Genomic DNA, 20,862 nt, shown 5'->3' on the forward strand with positions numbered 1-20,862 from the left:
TCGATCCGGAACCTGTACACGTACTCCCCAAGGTGGAGGCTCGCGAGGTTCGCCCATGGTTCGCCCGTGGTTCGCGCGTGGCCCGACGACCTAGCCTGGCCGCGTGAGGGATGACCGTGAGGGATGACACAGGGGGCGCGTGCCCGGAGGGCGACAGGGGCGCGCGAGGGTGGCGCGAGGCGGCCGACGAGGCGCTGTACGGGCCGTCGGGCTTCTACCGGGGACCCGCCGGTCCGGCGGCACACTTCCGTACGTCGGTGCACGCGTCGCCTTTGTTCGCGCGGGCGGTGGCACGGCTGCTGTGCCGGGTGGACGCCGCGCTCGGCCACCCCGCCGAAGTGGCGTTCGTCGACATGGGCGCGGGCCACGGCGAACTCGTGACGGGTGTACTGGCCGCGCTGCCCGCCGAGGTGGCCGCACGCGCGCGTGGGTACGCCGTCGAGCGCGCGGAGCGCCCCCCGGGCCTCGACCCCCGTGTCGCGTGGCGGGCGGTCCCTCCGGACGGCGTCGCGGGGCTGTTCTTCGCGAACGAGTGGCTGGACAACGTGCCCGTGGACGTGGTCGAGGTCGACTCCGACGGTGTGCCCCGTCTCGTACGGGTCCGCCGCGACGGCACCGAGACGCCCGGGGAGCCGCCGGCCGGGGCGGACGCGGAGTGGCTGGCGCGCTGGTGGCCCTTTCCGCCGGGGCCCGGCGGGAAACCGGAACCCGGACTGCGGGCCGAGATCGGCCGGCCGCGCGACGCTGCCTGGGCCGCCGCCGTCGCGACCCTCACGCGCGGCCTCGCGGTCGCCGTCGACTACGCGCACACCGCCGGCGCCCGGCCGCCCTTCGGCACGCTCACCGGCTTCCGCGCGGGCCGTGAGACGCCGCCCGTGCCGGACGGCTCCCGCGACCTCACGGCGCATGTGGCGCTGGACGCGTGCGCGCTGCCCGGCGGGCGGCTGACCCGCCAGCGGGCCGCGCTGCGGGCCCTGGGAGTGCGCGGAGACCGTCCGCCGCTGTCCCAGGCGTCGAGCGACCCCGCCGGGTACGTACGGGCGCTCACGCGCGCGGGAGAGGCCGCGGAGCTGACGGCGGCCGGTGGGCTCGGCGACTTCGGGTGGCTGCTCCAGCCCGTCGGATTCCCGGACGGACCCCCACCCGGCCTCCTGGACGACCTGCTCACCGGCGACGGCCGTACCGACTGCCTGCCCGCCGCCTCCCCGATAGCCGAGGGGGGCCTACTTGTCGATGTCCCCGACCACGAAGAACAGTGACCCCAGGATCGCCACCATGTCCGCGATGAGCGTCCCGGGCAGCAGCTCGGTCAGCGCCTGGATGTTGTTGAACGACGCGGACCGCAGCTTCAGCCGGTACGGGGTCTTCTCGCCCTTCGACACCAGGTAGTAACCGTTGATGCCGAGCGGGTTCTCGGTCCAGGCGTACGTGTGGCCCTCGGGCGCCTTGAGCACCTTCGGCAGCCGCTGGTTGATCGGCCCCGGCGGCAGCTCGGCGATCCGGTCGAGGCAGGCGTCGGCGAGGTCGAGGGCGTTGTGCGACTGGGCGAGCAGCACCTCGAAGCGGGCGAGACAGTCGCCCTCGGTGCGCGTGACGACCTCAAGGGTGTCCTGAAGCTCCCCGTACGCGAGGTACGGCTCGTCGCGGCGCAGGTCGAAGTCGACGCCCGACCCGCGCGCGATGGGCCCGCTCACGCCGTACGCGTGCACGGCCTCCGGCGAGAGCACGCCGACGCCCCGGGTCCGGCCCCGGAAGATCTCGTTGCCGAGGACCAGCCGGTCGTAGATGTCCATACGGGAGCGGACCGACGCGACGGCCTCCCGCGCGCGGGTGGTCCATCCGGCGGGCAGGTCCTCCTTGAGGCCGCCGACGCGGTTGAACATGTAGTGCATCCGGCCGCCGGAGACCTCCTCCATCACGGCCTGGAGTTCCTCGCGCTCCCGGAAGGCGTGGAACACGGGGGTGATGCCGCCGAGTTCCAGCGGGTACGAGCCGAGGAACATCAGATGGTTCAGCACCCGGTTCAGCTCGGCGAGCAGCGTGCGCGTCCACACCGCGCGCGGGGGGACCTCCATACCGAGCATCCGCTCGACGGCGAGGACGACGCCCAGTTCGTTCGAGAACGCGGAGAGCCAGTCGTGACGGTTGGCGAGCATCACGATCTGCCGGTAGTCACGCGCCTCGAACAGCTTCTCGGCGCCCCGGTGCATATAGCCGATGACCGGCTCCGCGTGCTGGATCCGCTCGCCGTCCAGGACGAGCCGCAGCCGCAGCACGCCATGCGTGGACGGGTGCTGCGGTCCGATGTTGAGCACCATGTCGGTGCTGTCCGCGGCGCCACCGATGCCGACCATGGTCTCCGTGGTGGGAGTCATGGCACCAGTCTCCCCTACGTAGGCTTGCGGCATGGAGACGGGGAGCGCGGGTATGGGCGGGGCGGAAACCACGGGGTCGGACGGGATCGGAAGCAGCGGGATGGACGGGACGACGGAAAAGGCCGGGGACAAGGCCGGTGAACCGGTGTGGACACCGCTGCCACCAGGGCTGCTACGGATGCGACGGCTGCTGCTCGTGCTGTGGCTGGTGCCGCTGACCGCCGGCACGGCCGTACTGCTGTGGCTGACGGCCGGCGCCGCCTGGGCCGCGTTCGCCGCGCTGCCGCTGGCCCTGCTGCTGTGGGGCTGGCCGCTGCTGGGCCGCAACTGGCGCTCCTGGCGGTACGCGGAGCGCGCGGACGACCTGCTGATCAGCCGGGGCGTCCTGTGGCACGAGGAGACGGTGGTGCCGTACGGCCGGATGCAGCTCGTGGAGGTCACGTCGGGCCCGTTCGAGCGGTACTTCGGCCTCGCGAGCGTTCAGCTGCACACGGCCGCCGCCGCGTCGGACGCCCTCATCCCGGGCCTCGACCCCGCTGAGGCGGAACGCCTCCGCGACCGCCTCACCGAGCTGGGCGAAGCACGATCGGCCGGGCTGTGACGGGGGCCGGAGAAGGCGTTCCCGTCGCTGCCGAGAGCATGCCGGTCGCCGAGAAGGGCGTACCACTGACCGGCGACGACGGCGGGCCGGTGGAGCGGCGGCTGCACCCCGTGACGCCCTTCCGGCGCGCGTGGGCACCGTTCGCCGTGCTCGTCGGACTGGCCCTGCACAACCCCGACCAGGCACAGCGGCGCCTCACGCAGCTCACCACGACGACCCTGCTGAGCGCGCTCGCCGCGATCGTCCTGGCCGGCGCGCTCTACGGCTTCCTGTCCTGGTGGTGGACGCACTTCTCGGTCACCGACACCGAACTGCGCATCCGCACCGGCCTGATCTTCCGGCGCACCGCCCACATCCGCCTCGACCGCATCCAGGCCGTCGACATCACCCAGCCCCTGCTGGCCCGTGTCGCGGGCGTCTCGAAGCTCAAGATCGATGTCATCGGCACGGACAAGAAGGACGAACTCGCGTTCCTCGGCGAGCGCCACGCGCGCGTGCTGCGCGCCGAACTCCTCGCCCGCGCCGCCGGATTCGCACCCGAGACCGCGCACGAGGTCGGCGAGGCCCCCGTACAGCGGCTCGCGCATGTGCCGCCGCGCATGCTCGCCGTGTCCGTGCTGCTCAGCGGGGGGCCCTGGCTGATGCTGATCGGCGCGGCCGTGGTGCCGACACTCCTCTGGTACGCCACCGAAAGCCCGTGGACGGTCATCGCCACCGCGCTGCCGCTCCTGGGAGGCGCAGCCGCGAACAGTGCGGGCCGGTTCGTCACCGAGTACGACTGGACGGTCGGCGAGTCACCGGACGGCCTCCGCCTCGACCACGGCCTCCTCGACCGTGCGCACGAGACCGTGCCGCCCGGCCGGGTGCAGACGGTGCGGATCGTGGAGCCGCTGCTGTGGCGCCGACGGGACTGGGTGCGGGTCGAACTCGATGTGGCGGGCTCGTCCAACTCCGTGCTGATGCCGGTGGCACCGCGCGCGCTGGCCGAGGAGATCATCGGGCGGATCCTGCCCGGCGTGCGGGTGCCGCGTGAGCTGTCGAGGCCGCCGCGCCGGGCCCGCTGGTGCGTGCCGCTGTGGTGGCGCGGTTACGGACTGGCCGTCACGGACACGGTGTTCGCGTCGCGCCACGGGCTGCTGCGGCGCAGTCTGTCGCTGATCCCGCACGCCAAGGTGCAGAGCGTACGGCTCACGCAAGGGCCCTGGCAGCGCTTCCACGGCCTCGCGGACGTCCATGTGGAGACCGGGGCGAACAACACCGTACCGGCCCACCAGAGGGGCGCTCAGGAGGCCGCAGCGCTGCTGCGGTCCCAGGCGGAACGGTCGCGTACGGGTCGGTTGACGGCGCGACCCGAGCGGTGGATGGCCTGAGGTAGGTCTTGCGGGTCGCGGGTTACGGATTACGAGTTCGGTTACGCCCGGAGGGCTGAGCGCAGGCCCGCCAGGTCTATCTGCTCGGTCTCGTCGTGCGCGGTCAGGTCGATGACCTGGCCGATGCCGCGGTCGGCGTCGCTCGACGGCTTGAACTCCGACTCGGCCTCGGCCTTGTGCACGGCAAGGGCCTCCTCGCCGACGACATCGGCGAGGTCCTGGTTCCGCACGGCCTCCAGGGCGGCCGGCTCCGGCTCGCCCTTGGTGCCGAAGAAGTCGAAGCCGCCCTCGACGGGCCGCCGGCGCGCGGGGGTCGGGGGGACGACGGCCGCGGCGGTGGGCACGTTGAAGTGACCGGTGGCGGTGGCGGTGGCGGCCGTACCGGTGCGCGCGGGTGAGGCGGCGGCGCGCTCATGGGTGTCGGCCGCGGGCGCTTTGGTCACCGTGCTCTTGGCAACGGCGCCTTTGCCGCTCTTCTCACCCTGGCCACCCTTGTCACCCCGGCCACCCTTGTCACCGTCGCCCGGCGCGCCAGCACCCGCGCCCGGTTCATCACCCGCACCCGGATCGTCGTCCGTGCCGGAGGGCCGCCCGAGCCGTTCCAGCGCCGCGTTGGCCCGCGCGTACAGCGGTGCGAGCGGGGGAACGGGCGCCGCCGCCGCTTCCGTGGCCACGCCGTCGACCGCCTCGGCGGCGTCGTCCTCGTCGGTGTCCTGGCCCGCCGGCAGTTCCCTCGCCGGGGCCGCCGCCTCGATGGCGAGCCTGCGGCGCCCTTCGAGTGCGCTGGCCCGCTCGGTCTCCGCCGTCGCGTACCGCCGCAGCAGCGCCGCGTGTTCATTGCGCAGGGACGCCAGTTCGGCACGCTTCGCGCGCAGCCGCTGCTCCAGCTTGACCCGCAGTTCGCGGGACTCCTCCAGGTCGCCCTCGACCTCCGCGACCCGTTCGTCGAAACGCCACTCGTCACCGGCGCGGGCCCGTATCAGCTCGGCGACGCGCCTGCCCGCCACCCGGTCCCAGCGGCGCATCACGACGGAGCCCACGACGGCCGCCGCCGCGGCGCCCCCGGCCAACGCGCGGAGCACCACAGGCTCCGCGACCAGCCAGGCGCCCGCGGCGCAGACGACGGAGGCTCCGGCGATCACTGAGGGGGGCAGCATCCGGTGCAACGGTGGGGAATGACGGTGACGTCCACGTGGCATGGCCAGAAACTTACCGCGCGTAGGGGAATGTTGCTGCCCCGCCCGGTAAAAACCCGGCGCCCGTTGCGCATTACTTCTTGATCAGCCCCTTCGACTCCAGATACGCCTTCGCCACATCGGCCTCCTTCTGGCGCTCGGCGTCGACCTTGCGGTTGAGTTCGACAAGATCGTCCGTGGTCAGCGTGCGCGTCAACTTCCCCAGGACGTCCGCTATCTCCTTGTCGCCCGCGTCCTTGGCGTTCACGACGGGGAGGATGTTGTCGGCGTTCTGGAGCTTCTTGTCGTCCTCAAGGAGCACGAGGTCGAAGTTCTTCAGCGTCGCGTCGGTGGTGGTGGTCAGCACGAGTTGGTCGGTGCCGTTCTTGACGGCCTGCTTGGCCTGCGTGGTGCCGACGCCCTTGGGGTCGATTCCGGTGACGTCGATCCCGTACGTCTTCTTCAGACCCGGTGCGCAGAAGGGCCGCGTCTCGCATTCGTCGCCGGCCGCGATCTTGACCTTTTCGCCCGACTTCCCCAGATCCGAAAGGGTCTTGAGGTCGTGCTTGTCGGCGAATTCCTTGCTCACCGCGAACGCGTTCTGGTCGACGGCCTCTCCGGCGGGCAGCACCTTGAGGCCCTGCGGTTCGGCGAGCTTCTTCAGCGCGGCGACCGTGGCGTCGAGATCGCTGGAGGCGACGGGCGCGGCGTCCGGGCCGTTCTGCTTCAGGTTGAGGAATTCCGCGAGGGTCGCCGCGTATTCCGGGACGACGTCGATCGCGCCCTTCTGGAGCTGCGGTTCATAGATCTCGCGGTTCTCGACGGTCTTGACCGATGTGGAGTATCCGGCGTCGCTGAGCACCTGCTTGTACAGCTCCGCGAGCACCTTGGCCTCGGTGAAGCCGGCCGCGCCCACCACGAGCGAGCCCTTCTTGCCGCTGTCCGCGCCTCCGGTGCCGCCGTCGCTCTCCAGGCTGTCCCCGCCGCAGGCGGCGAGCGCGGCCGTCAGCGCCCCTACGGCGACCGCGGCCACGGCGGTCCTTCGCGCTCTCACGCGCGTGCTGCTGTTGCGCATCCAACTGTTCATGTCACTTCACCTGTTCACGTTCGGGTTTTCGGATCACGTGTTTCGGATCACGTGTTTCGGATCTCATGTGTCGGGTTCTCAGCGCGCCGCGCCCGCGCGCCCCCGCATCGGGTCGAAGAGGCGGCCCGCGATCACGAGGACCGCTTCCACGAGGAGCGCGAGCGCTGCCACGAGGAGGGCGCCGGCGACGACCTGCGGGGTGTTCTGGAGGTTGAAGCCGGCCGTGATGATCCGGCCGAGGCCGCCCTCGCCGGCCATCGCGGCGAGCGTCGCGGTGGCGACGACCTGCACGGCGGCGGACCGAATGCCCGCGGTGACCAGCGGATACGCGAGGGGCAGCTCCACGCGCGCGAACACCTGCCGACCGCTCATGCCCATCCCCCGGGCCGCCTCCACGACCGCCCGGTCGACCTCACGCATCCCCAGATACGCGTTGGTGAGCAGCGGCGGCACCGCGAACAGCACCAGCGCGATGAGGGTCGGCAGATCGCCGTGCTCCCCCAGGGGCGTCAGCGTGAGCAGCACCAGGACGGCGAGCGTCGGCACCGCGCGCCCCACGTTGGAGATGTTCACGGCGAGCGCGCCACCCCGGCCGATGTGCCCGAGCCAGAGCGCGAGGGGCAGCGCGAGGGCGCAGGAGACGGCGAGGGCGACCCCGCTGAAGTACAGGTGCTCGGCGAGGCGGTTCCCCACGCCTTTGTCGCCCTGCCAGTTGGCGCCGGTGGTCAGCCAGTCGTAGGCGCCGGACAGGGCGTTCATATCGCGTTCATGCCTGGTTCGGCCGCCTTCTCGACATCGGTACGGGCATCGGTACGGGCATCACCACGGGCATCGGTACGGGTACGGGTGCTGAGGCGGGGTGTGCGGGGGCGGCGGCGGTTCGTCCGGGTCCAGGGCGTGAGCAGCCGCTGGAGGCCGAGCAGCAGCAGGTCCGCGACGACGGCGAGCAGCACGCACAGCACGGACGCCGTGAGCACCTGGGACTTGAAGGAGGTGTCCAGGCCGTCGAGTATCAGCGTGCCCAGGCCGCCGTAGTCCACGAGGGCGCCGACCGTCGTCAGGGCGACCGTCGAGACCGTGGCGATCCGGACGCCCGCGAGCAGGGCGGGCAGCGCCAGGGGCAGTTCGACCTCCCACAGCAGCCGCAGCGGTCCGTACCCCATCCCGCGCGCGGCCTCACGGGCGTCCTCCGGGACGGCCTGGAGGCCCAGCAGGATGTTCCGCACGAGGATCGTCAGCGAGTACAGCACGAGGCCCGTGACGACGAGGGCCGCGGAGAGGCCGAAGACGGGCAGCAGCAGCGAGAACATCGCGAGCGACGGAATCGAGTACAGCACCGTCGTCACGCCGAGGATCGGGCCCGCGAGGGCGCGGCGGCGGCGCGCGAGGAGGGCCAGCGGCAGCGCGACGGCGACCCCGATGGCGACGGAGGCCACCGTGATCCCGATGTGCTGGACGGTGGCGTCGATCAACTCCTGGCTGCGGGAGCTTATGTATTCCCCGCAGATCCAGTCGTTCGCCACCATGCAGTTCTGTTCACTCACCCCGACCCACCTCCCCCGGATCCCCTCGTACACACATCTGTCAACCTTGGTATTCGGTCGTTCTTGCGACCCTAACCCCGACCACTGACAATCACCGAGAGCCGTCGTACGGGCGCAACATGCCCTTCACAATGCGCGCACCACAATGGGGACCCATGATCCGGTTCGAGAACGTCACGAAGCGCTATGCCGATGGCACCACGGCCGTCGACGACCTGTCCTTCGAGGTCGGCGAGGGTGAACTCGTCACGCTCGTCGGCCCGTCGGGCTGCGGCAAGACCACGACCATGAAGATGGTGAACCGGCTCATCGAGCCGACCAGTGGCCGGATATTCCTGTCCGGCGACGACATAGCCGAAGCGGATCCCGTGGAACTCCGGCGCCGTATCGGCTATGTGATCCAGCAGGTCGGTCTCTTTCCGCACAAGACCGTGCTCGACAACACAGCCACCGTTCCGCATCTGCTCGGTGTAAAGCGGTCGAAGGCGCGGGAACGGGCCGCCGAACTCCTCGACCTGGTCGGCCTCGACCCGGCCGTCTTCGGTGGCCGCTACCCCGAGCAGCTGTCCGGCGGGCAGCGCCAGCGGGTCGGCGTCGCCCGCGCGCTGGCGGCCGATCCGCCGGTCCTGCTGATGGACGAACCCTTCGGCGCGGTCGACCCGGTGGTGCGCGAACGGCTCCAGTCGGAGTTCCTGCGGCTCCAGCAGTCCGTACGCAAGACCGTGCTGTTCGTCACACACGACATCGAGGAGGCCGTCCGCCTCGGCGACCGCATCGCGGTGTACGGGAGCGGGCGCATCGAGCAGTTCGACACCCCTACGACGGTGCTCGGGGCTCCGGCGACGGACTATGTGGCCGACTTCGTCGGTGCGGACCGGGGGCTGAAGCGGCTCTCCGTGACGCCGATCGAGGAGAGCGACCTGGAGCAGCCGCCCGTCGTGCACCTGGATGATCCGCTGCCCAGGGAGCTGGACGCGCGCTGGGCGGTCGTCCTCGACGGCGACGACAACCTTCACGGCTGGATCTCCGAGGAGCACGCACGCGGGCGCGAGGGGACGGTGCGGGCGTATGCGCGGCGGATGGAGGCGTGGCTGCCGCTCGGTGCGTCACTGAAGCAGGCGTTCGCGACGATGCTTCAGCATGACGCCGGGTGGATCGCGGTGATCGACGAGAACAGTGAGGGACGGTTCCTGGGGGTTCTGACGCCCGCGCGTCTGCATGAGGCGCTGCGCCGCTCGACGGTGGCGGAGGCCCGGGACATCTCCCGCGCGGAGGTCGCGTTGGAGACGGTGAGCGGAACCAGGGCGTGACCGCGGAGCGCCCGGCGGGTCACGCCGTGTTGTCGTCCTCGTCCTCCGGGAGTTTGCAGACCCGCTCCAGGAAGAAGGCCGCCGCTATGACGGCGATGCCGGCCAGGACCGAGAAGCCGGCGTAGAACGCCTGGTCGCGGCGGGTGGGGATGTCCAGGGAGCCCAGGAGGAACACGCCCACCCCGCCGTAGAGACCGGAGACCAGGGCGGCCACCAGGGCGCTCGCCTGGCCGAAGACGACGGCTCGGGCCGCCATCAGCGGGTCGACGCCCTTGGCGCCGGGGCGCCGCTCGCGCTGGGCGCGGAGCCGGGACCGCAGCGACAGTGCCGTCGCGAGCAGGACGACGGCGATCACCGCGAGGACGATGGGGGCGGCGATCGGGACCCGCGGCAGGGTCCCCACCGAGTCCCAGAGGCGCGCGCCCGCCCACGACACCACACCCGCCACCACGAACAGGCCCGCCAGGGTCCTGAGGCGCAGTTGTTTCACGTCGTCCCTTCGTCGCCCTCGTCCCGCCCTCGTCTCCACAGACCTTAACGACTACTCGGGCAGCCGGAGTTCCAGGTCATCGCGGGCCGCGACACTGTCACGGGTGACCATGTCGAGCAGCCGGGCCACGGGCCCCCGGCCGGGCAGCTTGGCCTCCGGCTCGACGTCGGCCCAGGGGGCGAGGACGAACGCCCGCTCGTGCGCGCGCGGGTGGGGCAGGGTCAGCACCGGATCGTCGGAGACGACATCGGCGTACGACACGATGTCCACGTCGATGGTGCGCGGGCCCCAGCGCTCGTCCCGCACCCGGTGGAACGCCTCCTCCACGGCGTGCGCCCGCTCCAGGAGCGAGCTGGGCGGGAGGGTGGTCTTCACGACCACGACGGCGTTGAAGTACGTCGGCTGCGATGCGGGGTCGACGCCCCAGGGCGCCGTCTCGTACACCGGCGAGACCGCCTTGACGCGCAGGCCCGGGGTGTCCTCCAGGGCGTCGATGGCGCCCTGGAGGGTCTCCAGGCGGTTGCCCAGATTGCTGCCGAGGGCGATCACGGCGCGCTGGGGATTGCTGAGGGTGGTGTCGGCGGCGTCCACTTGCGCCACCACGGACGCGGGCACCGGCTGGACGGTCGGATCGCTCTGCCCCTGGGCGAAGAATGCGGTCATACTCGGCTCCGGGTGATGGTGACGGTCACGTCGTCGAAGGGGACGGTGATCGGGGCGTCCGGTTTGTGGACACAGACCTCGACCTCCTGGACCCCGTCGTGCTTGAGACATGTCTGGGCGATGCGCTCGGCCAGTGTCTCGATCAGGTCGACCGGCTCGCCCTGCACCACGGCCACGGTCTCCTCCGCCACGATGCCGTAGTGCACGGTCTTCGCCAGGTCGTCGTCGGCCGCGGCGGGCCGGGTGTCCAGGCCCAGGACGAGGTCCACGATGAAGGTCTGGCCCTCCTCGCGCTCCCGGGCAAAGACGCCGTGGTGCCCGCGGGCCTTGAGGCCGCGCAGCGCGACACGATCCACGCGAATCACTCCTGCAATCGTCGTTGACAGCCGGTTCGTCCCGAATGCGGTCGGTGCGTTCAGTGCGGTCGGCGCCGTCCCGGCACACCGGCTGCGATCGAATCTACCTGCGAGCACCGACAGTGCCCGCCCGCGGGTGCCGGGTGTTCCGCTCGGGCGACGGGACGCCGCCCGGGGGAACGTGGCTGCTCACGGCCGGGGAGCCGCCCCTACCCAGGGCAGTGGGCGGCCAATCCCACTGAGGTGCCTACGGGGGCACCTACCCACTCAGGAGGGTGTGTCGTCCGTCTCGTCGTCACTGGTTTCGGCGAGTACGGGTGACGCGTGGTGGGACCAGAGCTTCCAGCCGCCGGGTGTGCGGCGGAACACGTTCGTGGCGACGACGAGCTGTCCGACGAGCGGCCCCAGCTCCTCGCCGCCCTCGGGCGCGGGCCCGCCGCTGAGGATGTTCTCGGTGCAGGTCACCAGCGCGGTGCCGTCGAAGACGGAGACCTGGACGTCGGTGAGGAAGAACTGGATGTACTCGGTGTTCGCCATGATCAGCGCGTACGACCGCAGGACCTCGCCGCGGCCCGTGAGGACCGGCCAGCCTGGGTGGACGCAGGAGATCGCGGGTTCGTCACCGGACGGACCGGACGCGTCGTCTTCATCGGACATATCGGATACGTCGGATGTGCCCGAGAGGCCGTGGCCGGACGCCCCGTAGCCCTCCGGGAGGTCGCCGATGTTCAGCCACAGGTCGGACACGGCGTCGAAGTCGCCCTCCTCCATCGCCTCGTAGAAGGCGGTGTTGGCGGCTTCGACCTGTTCGAGGTCGGTGTCGGGTGTGTTCACCGGGCGGCCTCGACGGCCCGTGCGACGCGTACGGCGTCGGCGGTGGCCCGTACCTCGTGGACGCGGACCGCCCAGGCGCCGCGGTGTGCGGCGATGGCGGAGACCGCGGCGGTCGCGGCGTCGCGTTCGCGCGCGGGCGGGGGCGCGCCTTCGGGGCCCGCGAGGATGCGGCCGAGGAAGCGTTTGCGGGAGGCCGCGACCAGGACCGGGTGGCCGAGGGCGCGCAGCCGGTCCAGGTGGGCGAGGAGGGTGAGGTCGTGCTCGGCGTCCTTGGAGAAGCCGAGGCCGGGGTCCACGACGATGCGGTGCGGTGCGATGCCGCCGGCGATGACGGCGTCCACGCGCGCGTGCAGCTCGTCGACGACTTCGGAGACGACGTCGGCGTAGGTGCCGCGTATGTTGCCGCTGCCGCCCTCCATGAAGCCGCGCCAGTGCATGACGACGAAGGGGGCGCCGGCCGCGGCGACGGTGGGGACCATCGCGGGGTCGGCGAGGCCGCCGCTGACGTCGTTGACGAGGGTGGCTCCGGCGGCCAGTGCCTGTTCGGCGACGCGGGCGCGCATGGTGTCGACGGAGACGGTGACGCCTTCCGACGCGAGGCCCCGGACGACGGGTATGACGCGGCGCAGCTCCTCGGTCTCGTCGACCCGGGTGGCGCCGGGGCGGGTGGACTCGCCGCCGACGTCGACCAGGTCGGCGCCCTGGCCGACCAGGTCGAGGCCGTGCTTGACGGCGGCCGTCGTGTCGAACCAGCGCCCGCCGTCGGAGAAGGAGTCCGGCGTCACATTGACGACACCCATGACCGCGCAGCGGTCCCACACGGGAAGCCCGTCGATCCGGCCACGGCCCTGGTAGGTACTCATGGCTTCCAGCCTAGGCCCGCGTACGGGGTGCCCCCCACCCTGCGGTTACGGAAGCCGGTGCCGGTACGGATGCCGGTGCCGGTACGGAAGCCGGTCGCTGTTCCGATGCGGGTCACGCCGCCCGTGCCTCGCGGTCCAGGCCTTCGTGGGCGCACGGGCGCCGGGTGCGGCCCCGGGGGTGCAGGAAGCGCGGCAGGCCGACGTTCACGAACCCTTCGGCGCGCATCGCGGCGAAGCCGATCCGGGGGAGGTCCCTGGTGTGCCGGAAGACCACGAAGCGGGGCTCCCAGCGGGGGCGGAACTTGGCGTTGAAGCGGTACAGGGACTCGATCTGGAACCAGCGCGACAGGAACACGAGCAGCCCGCGCCACGCGCGCAGGAACGGGCCCGCGCCGATCTTCTCGCCGCGCGCGAGCGCCGCGCGGAACATCGCGAAGTTGAGCGACACGCGCGCGATGCCGAGTCCGGGGGCGGCCTGGAGGGCGGCCACGATGAGGAGTTCGTTCATCCCCGGGTCGGCGGAGCGGTCGCGGCGCATGAGGTCGAGCGAGACGCCGTCCTTGCCCCACGGCACGAAGTGCAGGACGGCCCGCAGATCGCTGTGCGGCCCGTATTCGGTGATGAGGGCGTCGGCCTTGTGGGCGGTCGCGACGAGGCAGTCCCCGTCGGCCGCGTCGCCGATGCGGCCGAGCGCCATCGAGAAGCCGCGCTCCGTGTCGGTGCCCCGCCAGGCGTCGGCGGCGCGCCGGATGCGGTCCAGCTCCTGGTCACCGAGGTCACGGACGCGCCGTACCCGGGTCTCGTAGCCCGAACGTTCGATGCGTTTCACCATCTGGCGTACGTTTCGCATCGCACGCCCGGACAGGGAGAAATCCGCGACATCCACCACCGCCTCGTCGCCCAGTTCGAGGGCGTCCAGGCCGGTCTCGCGGGTCCACACCTCGCCGCCGGTCTCCGAACAGCCCATCACGGCGGGCGTCCAGGAGTGTGCCTTGGCCTCGTCCATGAAGCGTTCGATGGCGCCCGGCCAGGCCTCGACGTCGCCGATGGGGTCGCCGCTGGCGAGCATCACGCCGGAGACGACGCGGTAGCAGACGGCCGCCTTGCCGCTGGGCGAAAAGACGACGCCTTTGTCGCGGCGCAGCGCGAAGTGGCCGAGCGAGTCGCGCTGCCCGTGCTTGTCCAGGAGCGCCCGCAGGCGGACCTCGTCGTCCTCGGTGAGCCGGGCGGCGGGGTGTTCGGGCCGGAAGGCGAGGTAGACGGTGGTGAGGGCGGTCAGCAGGCCGAGGGCGCCGAGTGAGGCGGCGACGGTCCATGAGGTGGAGCCGGTGTAGTCGACGGGTCCCTCGACGCCGAAGAGGCCGTACAGGACGTGTTCCAGGCGCTCCGCGAGGCTCGGGTCGCCGACCACCCGCTTGGGGTGCACGCTGACGATCAGCAGGCCGAGGAGCAGGGAACCGGCGCCCATGAGGACGAAGTTGGCCAGCGCCCGCCAGCGGCTGCGCGGGTCGGGCAGCGCGGCGAACTCACTCCGATGGCGCAGCAGCAGCGCGAGAAGTACGAGCGGGATCAGGACGCCGATGAGCGAGTGGCGGTAGGCGAACTGGGCGAGGGCTCCGGCGGGCAGCAGCACCACCGCGGCCCGCCACGCGCGCCTTTTGTTGCGGCGCAGCCCGTGCGCGAGGAGGAGCAGCAGGACGCCGACGCTGATCGCCAGGGCGGCGGCGAACGGGCCCAGGGCGCCCGGGAGTACCTCGGCGATGGCGTGCATACGGCTGTGCCGGAAGCGCGGGAAGACGCCGGCCGCGATGTCCAGGAGCCCGACGAGGGTGCACGCGCCGGCGACCAGCGCGGGGACGGACTCGGGGCGCGGCCCGCGCGGGGTGACCTTGCGCAGGGCGTGGCGTACGCGCGCGGGACGCCTCTCGGGCGCTGCATCTGCTGACGCCGCCGAGCGGCGCGTTTCCGGCTCGGATACGGACGGAACCCTGCCCGACATTTCCCCATCTATCCTGACAGACATCGCATCCCGTAGTTCTGCGAGAGACCTTGATTCCGGAGCCGGCCGGCTCCGGTGCTGTGGCGCCCTCTAGGACGGAGCTTCGACGGGGCGGGTTCACTCCGGAACCGGAAAACCGGCACAAAAACTGCAAAGAAGCAGGTCGAAATACAGGCATAAAGACCGACAGAGAGTTAATGCTGACGCAGAGCTGGTCGCAGGACCGGGTCGAGGGCTGGATGCAGGGCTGACGGCACAGGCGGGAAACACCGGATGGGTCTGACGAGCAACAAGGTGCTGGCGTTGGCGGCGGTACTCGCCGTGCTGCTGTTCTTCGGCACGATCTGGATCTGGCCCCGGCTGGCGCGGCGCTCCTGGCGGGCCGTCGTCGGACGGGCGGCGCTGCTCCTCGCCACCCAGTTCATGATCTTCGCGACGATCGGCGTCGCCGCGAACCAGGCGTTCGGCTTCTACGCGTCCTGGGCGGACCTCTTCGGCCAGGAGAAGGGCCAGGGCGTCGTCCACGACTACGGCTCCGGCGGCGCCCACGCGCCCCTGCGGCTCACCGGGACCCAGACGGTCAACGTCTCGGGCGGCGCCCGCCCGGACGTCGGCGGCCAGATCCAGCAGGTCGACCTCGTCGGCCCGGTCTCCCACATCGCCACACCGGCGTACGTGTATCTGCCGCCGGAGTACTTCCAGCCGCAGTACCAGAACCGCAGGTTCCCGGCCACGACCGTGCTGACCGGTTACCCGGGGACGGCCGCCGCGCTCATCAAGGGCCTGCACTACCCGCAGACCGCCCACCAGTTGGCGGCGGCCGGCCAGATGCCGCCGATGATCCTGGTGATGCTCCGGCCCACGGTGGCGCCGCCGCGCGACACCGAGTGCGTCGACGTCCCGAACGGGCCGCAGACCGAGACGTTCTTCGCGAAGGACCTGCCGGATGTCGTCGCGGGCCACTACCGCGTCGACCGCAGGCCGGGCTCCTGGGGCATCATCGGCGACTCGACCGGCGGCTACTGCGCCCTCAAACTCGCCCTGCACCACCCCCAGGTGTACGCCGGCGCGGTGGCCCTGTCGCCGTACTACACGGCGGCGAACGACGCCACGACGGGCGACCTCTTCCAGGGCGACCAGACGGAAAGGGACCGCGCGAACCTGATGTGGTTCATGGAGCACGAGCCCGCCCCCCGCACATCCCTGCTGGTCACCACGAGCAAGCAGGGCGAGCACAACTACGGCGACACGATGAGGTTCATCGACCTGGTCAAGTCGAAACCCCCCACGACCATCGCATCGATCGTCCTGGAAAGCGGCGGCCACAACTTCAACACCTGGCGCAGGGAGATCCCTCCGGCGATGCAGTGGCTGGGCACGAAACTGGCGGACCGGTAGCCCCGCAGGTCACCTCGCCATGATCAAGCTCATCGCCTCGGCCCGCGTGGCCGGAACCCGTAGCTGTCCCCGTACCGCCGACGTGATCGTCTTGGCGCCCGGCTTCCGTACGCCCCGCATCGTCATGCACATGTGCTCGCACTCGACCACCACGATCACCCCGCGCGGCTCCAGGATCTCCATCAGGGAGTCCGCGATCTGCGTCGTGAGACGTTCCTGCACCTGGGGGCGGCGGGCGAAGACGTCGACCAGGCGGGCGAGCTTCGACAGGCCGGTGATCTTGCCGTCGGTGGACGGGATGTACCCGACGTGGGCGACCCCGACGAACGGGACCAGGTGATGTTCGCAGGAGGACATCACCTCGATGTCCTTCACGAGGACCATCTCGTCGTGCCCGAGGTCGAACGTCGTCGTCAGCACATCCGACGGCTTCTGCCACAGCCCCGCGAAAATCTCCCGGTACGCCCGCGCCACCCGCCCCGGAGTCTCCCGTAGACCCTCGCGGTCCGGGTCCTCGCCGACGGCGATCAGGAGTTCGCGGACGGCGTTCTCGGCGCGCTTCTCGTCGAACTCGCCTATCGCGCCCTCGCCGTCCAGCGTCACGGGGTCGGTCATGGTTTCGCCTCGTTCCTGTGCGGGGGCCGGGGCTCGTCCGCGCCCCCCTGTGGTGCCGTGCCGTACGGGCACGGACAAATGCCGCGCCCCCCAGGCTAGAACCTGGGGGGCGCGGCATCCATTCCGGCCTGGTGAGACGACCGTCACCGTCCCGTCAGCCCTCGGACCGCCGGTCCTCCGGCTTCGGGGACGCCTCGGTCGGCGGCACCACGGGGGTGGTGTCGGTCTTGGCGCCCGCGGTCACCGCGGGGGCCGACCCGTTCGTCAGCGACAGCTCCTTGGGGGAGAGCACCGGCGGGCGGGTCGACGGCGTACGCCGTGAGGAGCCCGTCCACGCGGGGCGGGCCGGGCGCTTGGTGATGGCGGTGAAGATCTCGGCGATCTCCTCCTTGCCCAGCGTCTCCTTCTCCAGAAGCTGAAGCACCAGGTTGTCGAGGACGTCGCGGTTCTCGACGAGGATTTCCCACGCCTCGTTGTGCGCGTTCTCGATGAGCTTCTTGACCTCTTCGTCGACGAGGGCCGCGACCTCTTCCGAGTAGTCGCGCTGGTGCCCCATCTCCCGGCCCAGGAAGGGCTCGGTGTTGTCGCCGCCGAACTTGATCGCGCCCAGACGCTCGGTCATGCCGTACTGCGTGACCATCGCGCGTGCGGTGGTCGTGGCCTTCTCGATGTCGTTGGCCGCGCCGGTCGTCGGGTCGTGGAAGACCAACTCCTCGGCCGCGCGCCCGCCCAGCATGTACGCGAGCTGGTCGAGCATCTCGTTCCGCGTGGTCGAGTACTTGTCCTCGTCGGGGAGCACCATCGTGTACCCCAGGGCGCGGCCCCGGGACAGGATGGTGATCTTGTGGACCGGGTCGGAGTTCGGGGAAGCCGCCGCGACCAGGGCGTGTCCGCCCTCGTGGTACGCGGTGATCTTCTTCTCCTTGTCCGACATGATCCGGGTCCGCTTCTGCGGGCCCGCCACGACGCGGTCGATGGCCTCGTCCAGCATCTGGTTGTCGATGAGCTTGCGGTCGCTGCGGGCGGTCAGCAGCGCGGCCTCGTTCAGCACATTGCTGAGGTCCGCGCCGGTGAAGCCCGGAGTGCGCCGCGCGACGGCCGACAGGTCGACGTCCGGGGCGACCGGCTTGCCCTTCTGGTGGACCTTGAGGATCTCCAGACGGCCGATCATGTCCGGGCGGTCGACCGCGATCTGCCGGTCGAAACGGCCGGGGCGCAGCAGCGCCGGGTCGAGAATGTCCGGCCGGTTCGTCGCGGCGATCAGGATCACACCGCCCTTGACGTCGAAGCCGTCCATCTCCACCAGGAGCTGGTTCAGGGTCTGCTCACGCTCGTCGTGCCCGCCGCCGAGCCCGGCACCACGGTGCCGGCCGACCGCGTCGATCTCGTCGACGAAGACGATCGCCGGGGCGTTCGCCTTGGCCTGCTCGAAGAGGTCGCGCACCCGGGACGCACCGACACCGACGAACATCTCGACGAAGTCGGAACCGGAGATCGAGTAGAAGGGGACCCCGGCCTCACCGGCGACGGCGCGCGCGAGGAGCGTCTTGCCGGTACCGGGCGGGCCGTAGAGCAGGACGCCCTTGGGGATCTTGGCGCCGACGGCCTGGAACTTCGCCGGCTCCTGGAGGAACTCCTTGATCTCGTGCAGTTCCTCGACGGCCTCGTCGGACCCCGCCACATCGGCGAACGTCGTCTTCGGGGTGTCCTTGGTGATGAGCTTGGCCTTGGACTTCCCGAAGTTCATGACCCGGGAGCCGCCGCCCTGCATCTGATTCATCAGGAACAGGAAGACGACCACGATCAGGACGAAGGGGAGCAGCGAGAGCAGGATCCCGAGGAACGGGTTCTGCTTCGACGGCGAGACGGTGTACCCGTCCGCGATCTTCTTGTCCTGGAACTTGGTCTGCAAGGTGTTGGCGAGGTCGGCGCCCTGGGTGCCGATGTAGCTCGCCTGGATCTTCTGGCTGCCTTCGACCTTGTTGCTGCCACTCAGCTCGACCTTGATGGTCTGTTCATCACCGGTGGTGAGCTTGGCCGACTTGACCTTGTCCTCGTTGATCGCCTGAATGACCTGGCCGGTGTCCACCGTCTTGTAGCCGCCGGACGAACCGACGACCTGCATCAACACGACCACGGCGAGGACGGCCAGCACGATCCACATGACCGGCCCACGGAAGTATCGCTTCACGTCCATCCATACGGAGCGGTGTCGCCCCGTCCCTCCTGCCATAGTGAGTTTGATAAAGACTGTTTTGAAGACTGCTCTTCGGACGGTACCCCAGCATTGTCACCCGAAGGCGCAGGGGACGGCCGCCGAACCAGTCTTCGCATGCTCCAACGGCGGGAACAGGTTCTGGGTTCCCACCAAGGTCCCACCGGATTCCCGGCGAGTCCCCGAGAATACGGCGCGGGGCGGTTCAGCCGCCGTAAACGTGGGGCGCGAGCGTACCGACGAAGGGGAGATTGCGGTACTTCTCGGCATAGTCCAGGCCGTATCCCACGACGAACTCGTTGGGGATGTCGAAGCCGACCCACTCCACGTCGATCGCGACCTTCGCCGCCTCCGGCTTGCGCAGCAGCGTGCACACCTTGAGGGACGCGGGCTCACGCGATCCGAGGTTGGAGATCAGCCAGGACAGGGTGAGCCCGGAGTCGATGATGTCCTCGACCACGAGCACGTGCCGGCCCTTGATGTCGGTGTCCAGGTCCTTGAGGATCCGGACGACGCCCGAGGACTGGGTGCCCGCGCCGTACGACGACACGGCCATCCAGTCCATGGTCACCGGGGTGGACAGCGCACGCGCCAGGTCCGCCATGACCATCACGGCGCCCTTGAGGACACCGACGATCAGCAGGTCCTTGTCCGCGTACTCCGCGTCGATCTTCGCGGCCAGCTCCGCCAGCTTGGCGTCGATCTCTTCCTTGGTGATGAGCACCGACTTCAGGTCGGTGCCCATGTCTTTCGCGTCCACCCGCATCACTTTCGGTCGTCCGAGCCGCCGGTTGAGCCGCCGTCGCGGGGCTCGTCTCAGCCTTGCCGAATCACCAGTCTGCCACCCTGCCGCTGAGCGACGACCTTGCCCGGGAGATTGATGGCTCCCTGGCCGCGCCAGCCGGTGATCAGGCGGTCGAGTTCCTCGATGTGACGGGCGAACAGCGAGCCGGCCGGCGCACCCGCCTCGATCGCCGCGCGCCGCAGGATGCGGCGGCGCACGGCGGGCGGCAGCGCGAACAGCTTGGCGCATTCCAGCCGGCCCGCGGGGTCGCGTACCGCGGTCTCGGCCTGGGCGGCCCAGGAGTCGAGGGCGTCGGCGTCGTCGCGGGACAGCTGGGCCGTACGGGCCAGGGCCTCGACGACGCCTTTGCCGAGAGCTTTCTCCAGGGCGGGCAGGCCCTCGTGGCGCAGCCGGGAGCGGGTGTACGCGGGGTCGGCGTTGTGGGGGTCGTCCCAGACGGGCAGATGCTGGACGAGGCACGCCTTGCGGGCGGTCTGCCGGTCGAGGTGGAGGAAGGGGCGCCGGTAACGGCCGCCGGCCCCCGAGACCGCGGCCATGCCCGACAGGGAGCGGATGCCGGAGCCGCGGGCCAGCCCGAGGAGAACGGTTTCGGCCTGGTCGTCGCGGGTGTGGCCGAGCAGGATCGCGGCGGCGCCGTGGAGTTCGGCGGCGGCGTCCAGGGCGGCGTACCGGGCGTCGCGGGCGGCGGCTTCGGGACCGCCGTCGCGGCCGACGGTCACGGCGACGGAGTCCACCGGGTCGAGGCGCAGCGCGGTGAGCCGCGCGACGACGTCGGCGGCGCGGAGGTCGGAGCCGGGCTGGAGACCGTGATCGACGGTGATCCCACCGGCGCGGATGCCGAGTTTGGGGGCTTCGAAGGCGAGGGCCGAGGCGAGCGCCATGGAGTCGGCGCCGCCGGAGCAGGCGACGAGCACGAGGGGGGGCCGCGCGTCGCGGGGGGTGGCGGGGTGGCCGTGATCACCGGGGCCGCCGGGGGCGACGGCGGTTCGGGCGGCTCGGGGGGTGGTGTCGGGGCGCTGGGCGAGTTCGTTGAGGACGTCGTGGAGTACGCGGCGGACCGCCAGGCGTATCGCCGCGACCGCAGGATGGGGACCCATGTCCGGTTCCCTTCGTGAAGTTCGGGGGGTGTGGCTCGGTCACTCAGAGTGTGTCGATGGTGACA

At 70.9% G+C, this 20,862-nt stretch carries 20 protein-coding genes; 5 read left to right on the forward strand and 15 right to left on the reverse strand.

Annotation, left to right across the window (positions count from 1 at the left end; genetic code table 11):
- The first annotated feature begins 110 nt into the window (after positions 1-110).
- Entirely contained in the window at positions 111-1,259 is a 1,149-nt protein-coding gene (locus tag ACIQNU_RS14415) for an SAM-dependent methyltransferase (protein WP_401365734.1), read from the forward strand.
- On the opposite strand, the gene ACIQNU_RS14420 is transcribed toward ACIQNU_RS14415, so the two are convergent.
- Positions 1,224-2,375: an NADH-quinone oxidoreductase subunit D gene (locus tag ACIQNU_RS14420; protein WP_401365735.1), complete on the reverse strand. Its 1,152-nt coding sequence runs from the start codon at positions 2,373-2,375 to the stop codon at positions 1,224-1,226. The genes ACIQNU_RS14415 and ACIQNU_RS14420 overlap by 36 nt on opposite strands.
- A gap of 31 nt (positions 2,376-2,406) precedes the next feature.
- On the opposite strand from ACIQNU_RS14420, the gene ACIQNU_RS14425 reads away from it, so the two are divergent.
- Positions 2,407-2,976 (forward strand): PH domain-containing protein, encoded by a 570-nt coding sequence (locus tag ACIQNU_RS14425; RefSeq protein WP_401365737.1) that lies wholly within the window; start codon positions 2,407-2,409, stop codon positions 2,974-2,976.
- Positions 2,977-3,014: 38 nt separating this feature from the next.
- Positions 3,015-4,346, forward strand: a complete 1,332-nt coding sequence (locus ACIQNU_RS14430; protein WP_401366396.1) for a PH domain-containing protein — start codon at positions 3,015-3,017, stop codon at positions 4,344-4,346.
- A gap of 41 nt (positions 4,347-4,387) precedes the next feature.
- On the opposite strand, the gene ACIQNU_RS14435 is transcribed toward ACIQNU_RS14430, so the two are convergent.
- The 4 genes from ACIQNU_RS14435 to ACIQNU_RS14450 form a co-directional block, all read right to left on the reverse strand.
- Complete coding sequence (locus ACIQNU_RS14435) at positions 4,388-5,503, reverse strand: hypothetical protein (RefSeq protein WP_401365738.1); 1,116 nt, start codon at positions 5,501-5,503, stop codon at positions 4,388-4,390.
- Positions 5,504-5,615: 112 nt separating this feature from the next.
- Positions 5,616-6,596: an ABC transporter substrate-binding protein gene (locus ACIQNU_RS14440; protein WP_401366398.1), complete on the reverse strand. Its 981-nt coding sequence runs from the start codon at positions 6,594-6,596 to the stop codon at positions 5,616-5,618.
- A 90-nt stretch (positions 6,597-6,686) separates the two neighbouring features.
- Entirely contained in the window at positions 6,687-7,367 is a 681-nt protein-coding gene (locus ACIQNU_RS14445) for an ABC transporter permease (protein ID WP_401365740.1), read from the reverse strand.
- Positions 7,364-8,152, reverse strand: coding sequence for an ABC transporter permease (locus ACIQNU_RS14450; RefSeq protein ID WP_401365742.1), 789 nt, complete (start codon positions 8,150-8,152; stop codon positions 7,364-7,366). Before ACIQNU_RS14450 ends, ACIQNU_RS14445 begins: the two co-directional genes overlap by 4 nt.
- A 155-nt stretch (positions 8,153-8,307) precedes the next feature.
- On the opposite strand from ACIQNU_RS14450, the gene ACIQNU_RS14455 reads away from it, so the two are divergent.
- Positions 8,308-9,462, forward strand: a complete 1,155-nt coding sequence (locus ACIQNU_RS14455; protein WP_401365744.1) for an ABC transporter ATP-binding protein — start codon at positions 8,308-8,310, stop codon at positions 9,460-9,462.
- 19 nt (positions 9,463-9,481) lie between these two features.
- Here the strand turns inward: ACIQNU_RS14455 and ACIQNU_RS14460 are convergent, their stop codons facing one another.
- The 6 genes from ACIQNU_RS14460 to ACIQNU_RS14485 all read right to left on the reverse strand — a co-directional run bounded on the left by ACIQNU_RS14460 (position 9,482) and on the right by ACIQNU_RS14485 (position 14,691).
- Complete coding sequence (locus ACIQNU_RS14460; protein ID WP_401365746.1) at positions 9,482-9,952, reverse strand: DUF3180 domain-containing protein; 471 nt, start codon at positions 9,950-9,952, stop codon at positions 9,482-9,484.
- A gap of 51 nt (positions 9,953-10,003) precedes the next feature.
- Positions 10,004-10,615: a 2-amino-4-hydroxy-6-hydroxymethyldihydropteridine diphosphokinase gene (gene folK, locus ACIQNU_RS14465; protein WP_401365748.1), complete on the reverse strand. Its 612-nt coding sequence runs from the start codon at positions 10,613-10,615 to the stop codon at positions 10,004-10,006.
- Entirely contained in the window at positions 10,612-10,971 is a 360-nt protein-coding gene (folB, locus tag ACIQNU_RS14470) for a dihydroneopterin aldolase (protein ID WP_401365750.1), read from the reverse strand. Before folB ends, folK begins: the two co-directional genes overlap by 4 nt.
- A gap of 267 nt (positions 10,972-11,238) precedes the next feature.
- A complete protein-coding gene (locus ACIQNU_RS14475; RefSeq protein WP_401365752.1) occupies positions 11,239-11,805 on the reverse strand; it encodes a nuclear transport factor 2 family protein in 567 nt (188 codons plus the stop codon).
- Positions 11,802-12,668: a dihydropteroate synthase gene (folP, locus tag ACIQNU_RS14480; protein ID WP_401365754.1), complete on the reverse strand. Its 867-nt coding sequence runs from the start codon at positions 12,666-12,668 to the stop codon at positions 11,802-11,804. Before folP ends, ACIQNU_RS14475 begins: the two co-directional genes overlap by 4 nt.
- Before the next feature lie 112 nt (positions 12,669-12,780).
- The gene (locus ACIQNU_RS14485) at positions 12,781-14,691 is read right to left on the reverse strand and encodes a phosphatidylglycerol lysyltransferase domain-containing protein (RefSeq protein WP_401365756.1); all 1,911 of its coding nucleotides are present in this window, start codon (positions 14,689-14,691) and stop codon (positions 12,781-12,783) included.
- Between the two features lie 249 nt (positions 14,692-14,940).
- Between ACIQNU_RS14485 and ACIQNU_RS14490 the strand changes: the two genes are divergently transcribed.
- A complete protein-coding gene (locus tag ACIQNU_RS14490) occupies positions 14,941-16,065 on the forward strand; it encodes an alpha/beta hydrolase (protein WP_401365757.1) in 1,125 nt (374 codons plus the stop codon).
- 9 nt (positions 16,066-16,074) lie between these two features.
- Here the strand turns inward: ACIQNU_RS14490 and folE are convergent, their stop codons facing one another.
- From folE to tilS, 4 genes are all read right to left on the reverse strand, one after another.
- Positions 16,075-16,680: a GTP cyclohydrolase I FolE gene (gene folE, locus ACIQNU_RS14495; RefSeq protein WP_401365759.1), complete on the reverse strand. Its 606-nt coding sequence runs from the start codon at positions 16,678-16,680 to the stop codon at positions 16,075-16,077.
- Positions 16,681-16,834: 154 nt separating this feature from the next.
- Positions 16,835-18,877 (reverse strand): ATP-dependent zinc metalloprotease FtsH, encoded by a 2,043-nt coding sequence (ftsH, locus tag ACIQNU_RS14500; protein WP_401366400.1) that lies wholly within the window; start codon positions 18,875-18,877, stop codon positions 16,835-16,837.
- Positions 18,878-19,100: 223 nt separating this feature from the next.
- Positions 19,101-19,661, reverse strand: coding sequence for a hypoxanthine phosphoribosyltransferase (gene hpt, locus ACIQNU_RS14505; protein WP_389892768.1), 561 nt, complete (start codon positions 19,659-19,661; stop codon positions 19,101-19,103).
- Positions 19,662-19,711: 50 nt separating this feature from the next.
- Positions 19,712-20,797 carry a tRNA lysidine(34) synthetase TilS gene (gene tilS, locus ACIQNU_RS14510; protein ID WP_401365760.1) on the reverse strand — a complete coding sequence of 362 codons (1,086 nt, stop codon included), beginning with the start codon at positions 20,795-20,797 and terminating at the stop codon, positions 19,712-19,714.
- Between the last annotated feature and the right edge of the window lie 65 nt (positions 20,798-20,862).

Source organism: Streptomyces sp. NPDC091292 (assembly GCF_044757265.1).
In the GTDB taxonomy this organism is placed as follows: domain Bacteria; phylum Actinomycetota; class Actinomycetes; order Streptomycetales; family Streptomycetaceae; genus Streptomyces.

Bases quoted from the DNA above. Each gene is read 5' to 3' on its own strand.
- ACIQNU_RS14415 (WP_401365734.1), top strand. From the start codon at position 111: ATGACCGTGAGGGATGACACAGGGGGCGCGTGCCCGGAGGGCGACAGG.
- ACIQNU_RS14420 (WP_401365735.1), bottom strand. From the start codon at position 2,375: ATGACTCCCACCACGGAGACCATGGTCGGCATCGGTGGCGCCGCGGAC.
- ACIQNU_RS14425 (WP_401365737.1), top strand. From the start codon at position 2,407: ATGGAGACGGGGAGCGCGGGTATGGGCGGGGCGGAAACCACGGGGTCG.
- ACIQNU_RS14430 (WP_401366396.1), top strand. From the start codon at position 3,015: ATGCCGGTCGCCGAGAAGGGCGTACCACTGACCGGCGACGACGGCGGG.
- ACIQNU_RS14435 (WP_401365738.1), bottom strand. From the start codon at position 5,503: ATGCTGCCCCCCTCAGTGATCGCCGGAGCCTCCGTCGTCTGCGCCGCG.
- ACIQNU_RS14440 (WP_401366398.1), bottom strand. From the start codon at position 6,596: ATGCGCAACAGCAGCACGCGCGTGAGAGCGCGAAGGACCGCCGTGGCC.
- ACIQNU_RS14445 (WP_401365740.1), bottom strand. From the start codon at position 7,367: ATGAACGCCCTGTCCGGCGCCTACGACTGGCTGACCACCGGCGCCAAC.
- ACIQNU_RS14455 (WP_401365744.1), top strand. From the start codon at position 8,308: ATGATCCGGTTCGAGAACGTCACGAAGCGCTATGCCGATGGCACCACG.
- folK (WP_401365748.1), bottom strand. From the start codon at position 10,615: ATGACCGCATTCTTCGCCCAGGGGCAGAGCGATCCGACCGTCCAGCCG.
- folP (WP_401365754.1), bottom strand. From the start codon at position 12,668: ATGAGTACCTACCAGGGCCGTGGCCGGATCGACGGGCTTCCCGTGTGG.
- ACIQNU_RS14485 (WP_401365756.1), bottom strand. From the start codon at position 14,691: ATGTCTGTCAGGATAGATGGGGAAATGTCGGGCAGGGTTCCGTCCGTA.
- ACIQNU_RS14490 (WP_401365757.1), top strand. From the start codon at position 14,941: ATGGGTCTGACGAGCAACAAGGTGCTGGCGTTGGCGGCGGTACTCGCC.
- folE (WP_401365759.1), bottom strand. From the start codon at position 16,680: ATGACCGACCCCGTGACGCTGGACGGCGAGGGCGCGATAGGCGAGTTC.
- ftsH (WP_401366400.1), bottom strand. From the start codon at position 18,877: ATGGACGTGAAGCGATACTTCCGTGGGCCGGTCATGTGGATCGTGCTG.
- hpt (WP_389892768.1), bottom strand. From the start codon at position 19,661: ATGCGGGTGGACGCGAAAGACATGGGCACCGACCTGAAGTCGGTGCTC.
- tilS (WP_401365760.1), bottom strand. From the start codon at position 20,797: ATGGGTCCCCATCCTGCGGTCGCGGCGATACGCCTGGCGGTCCGCCGC.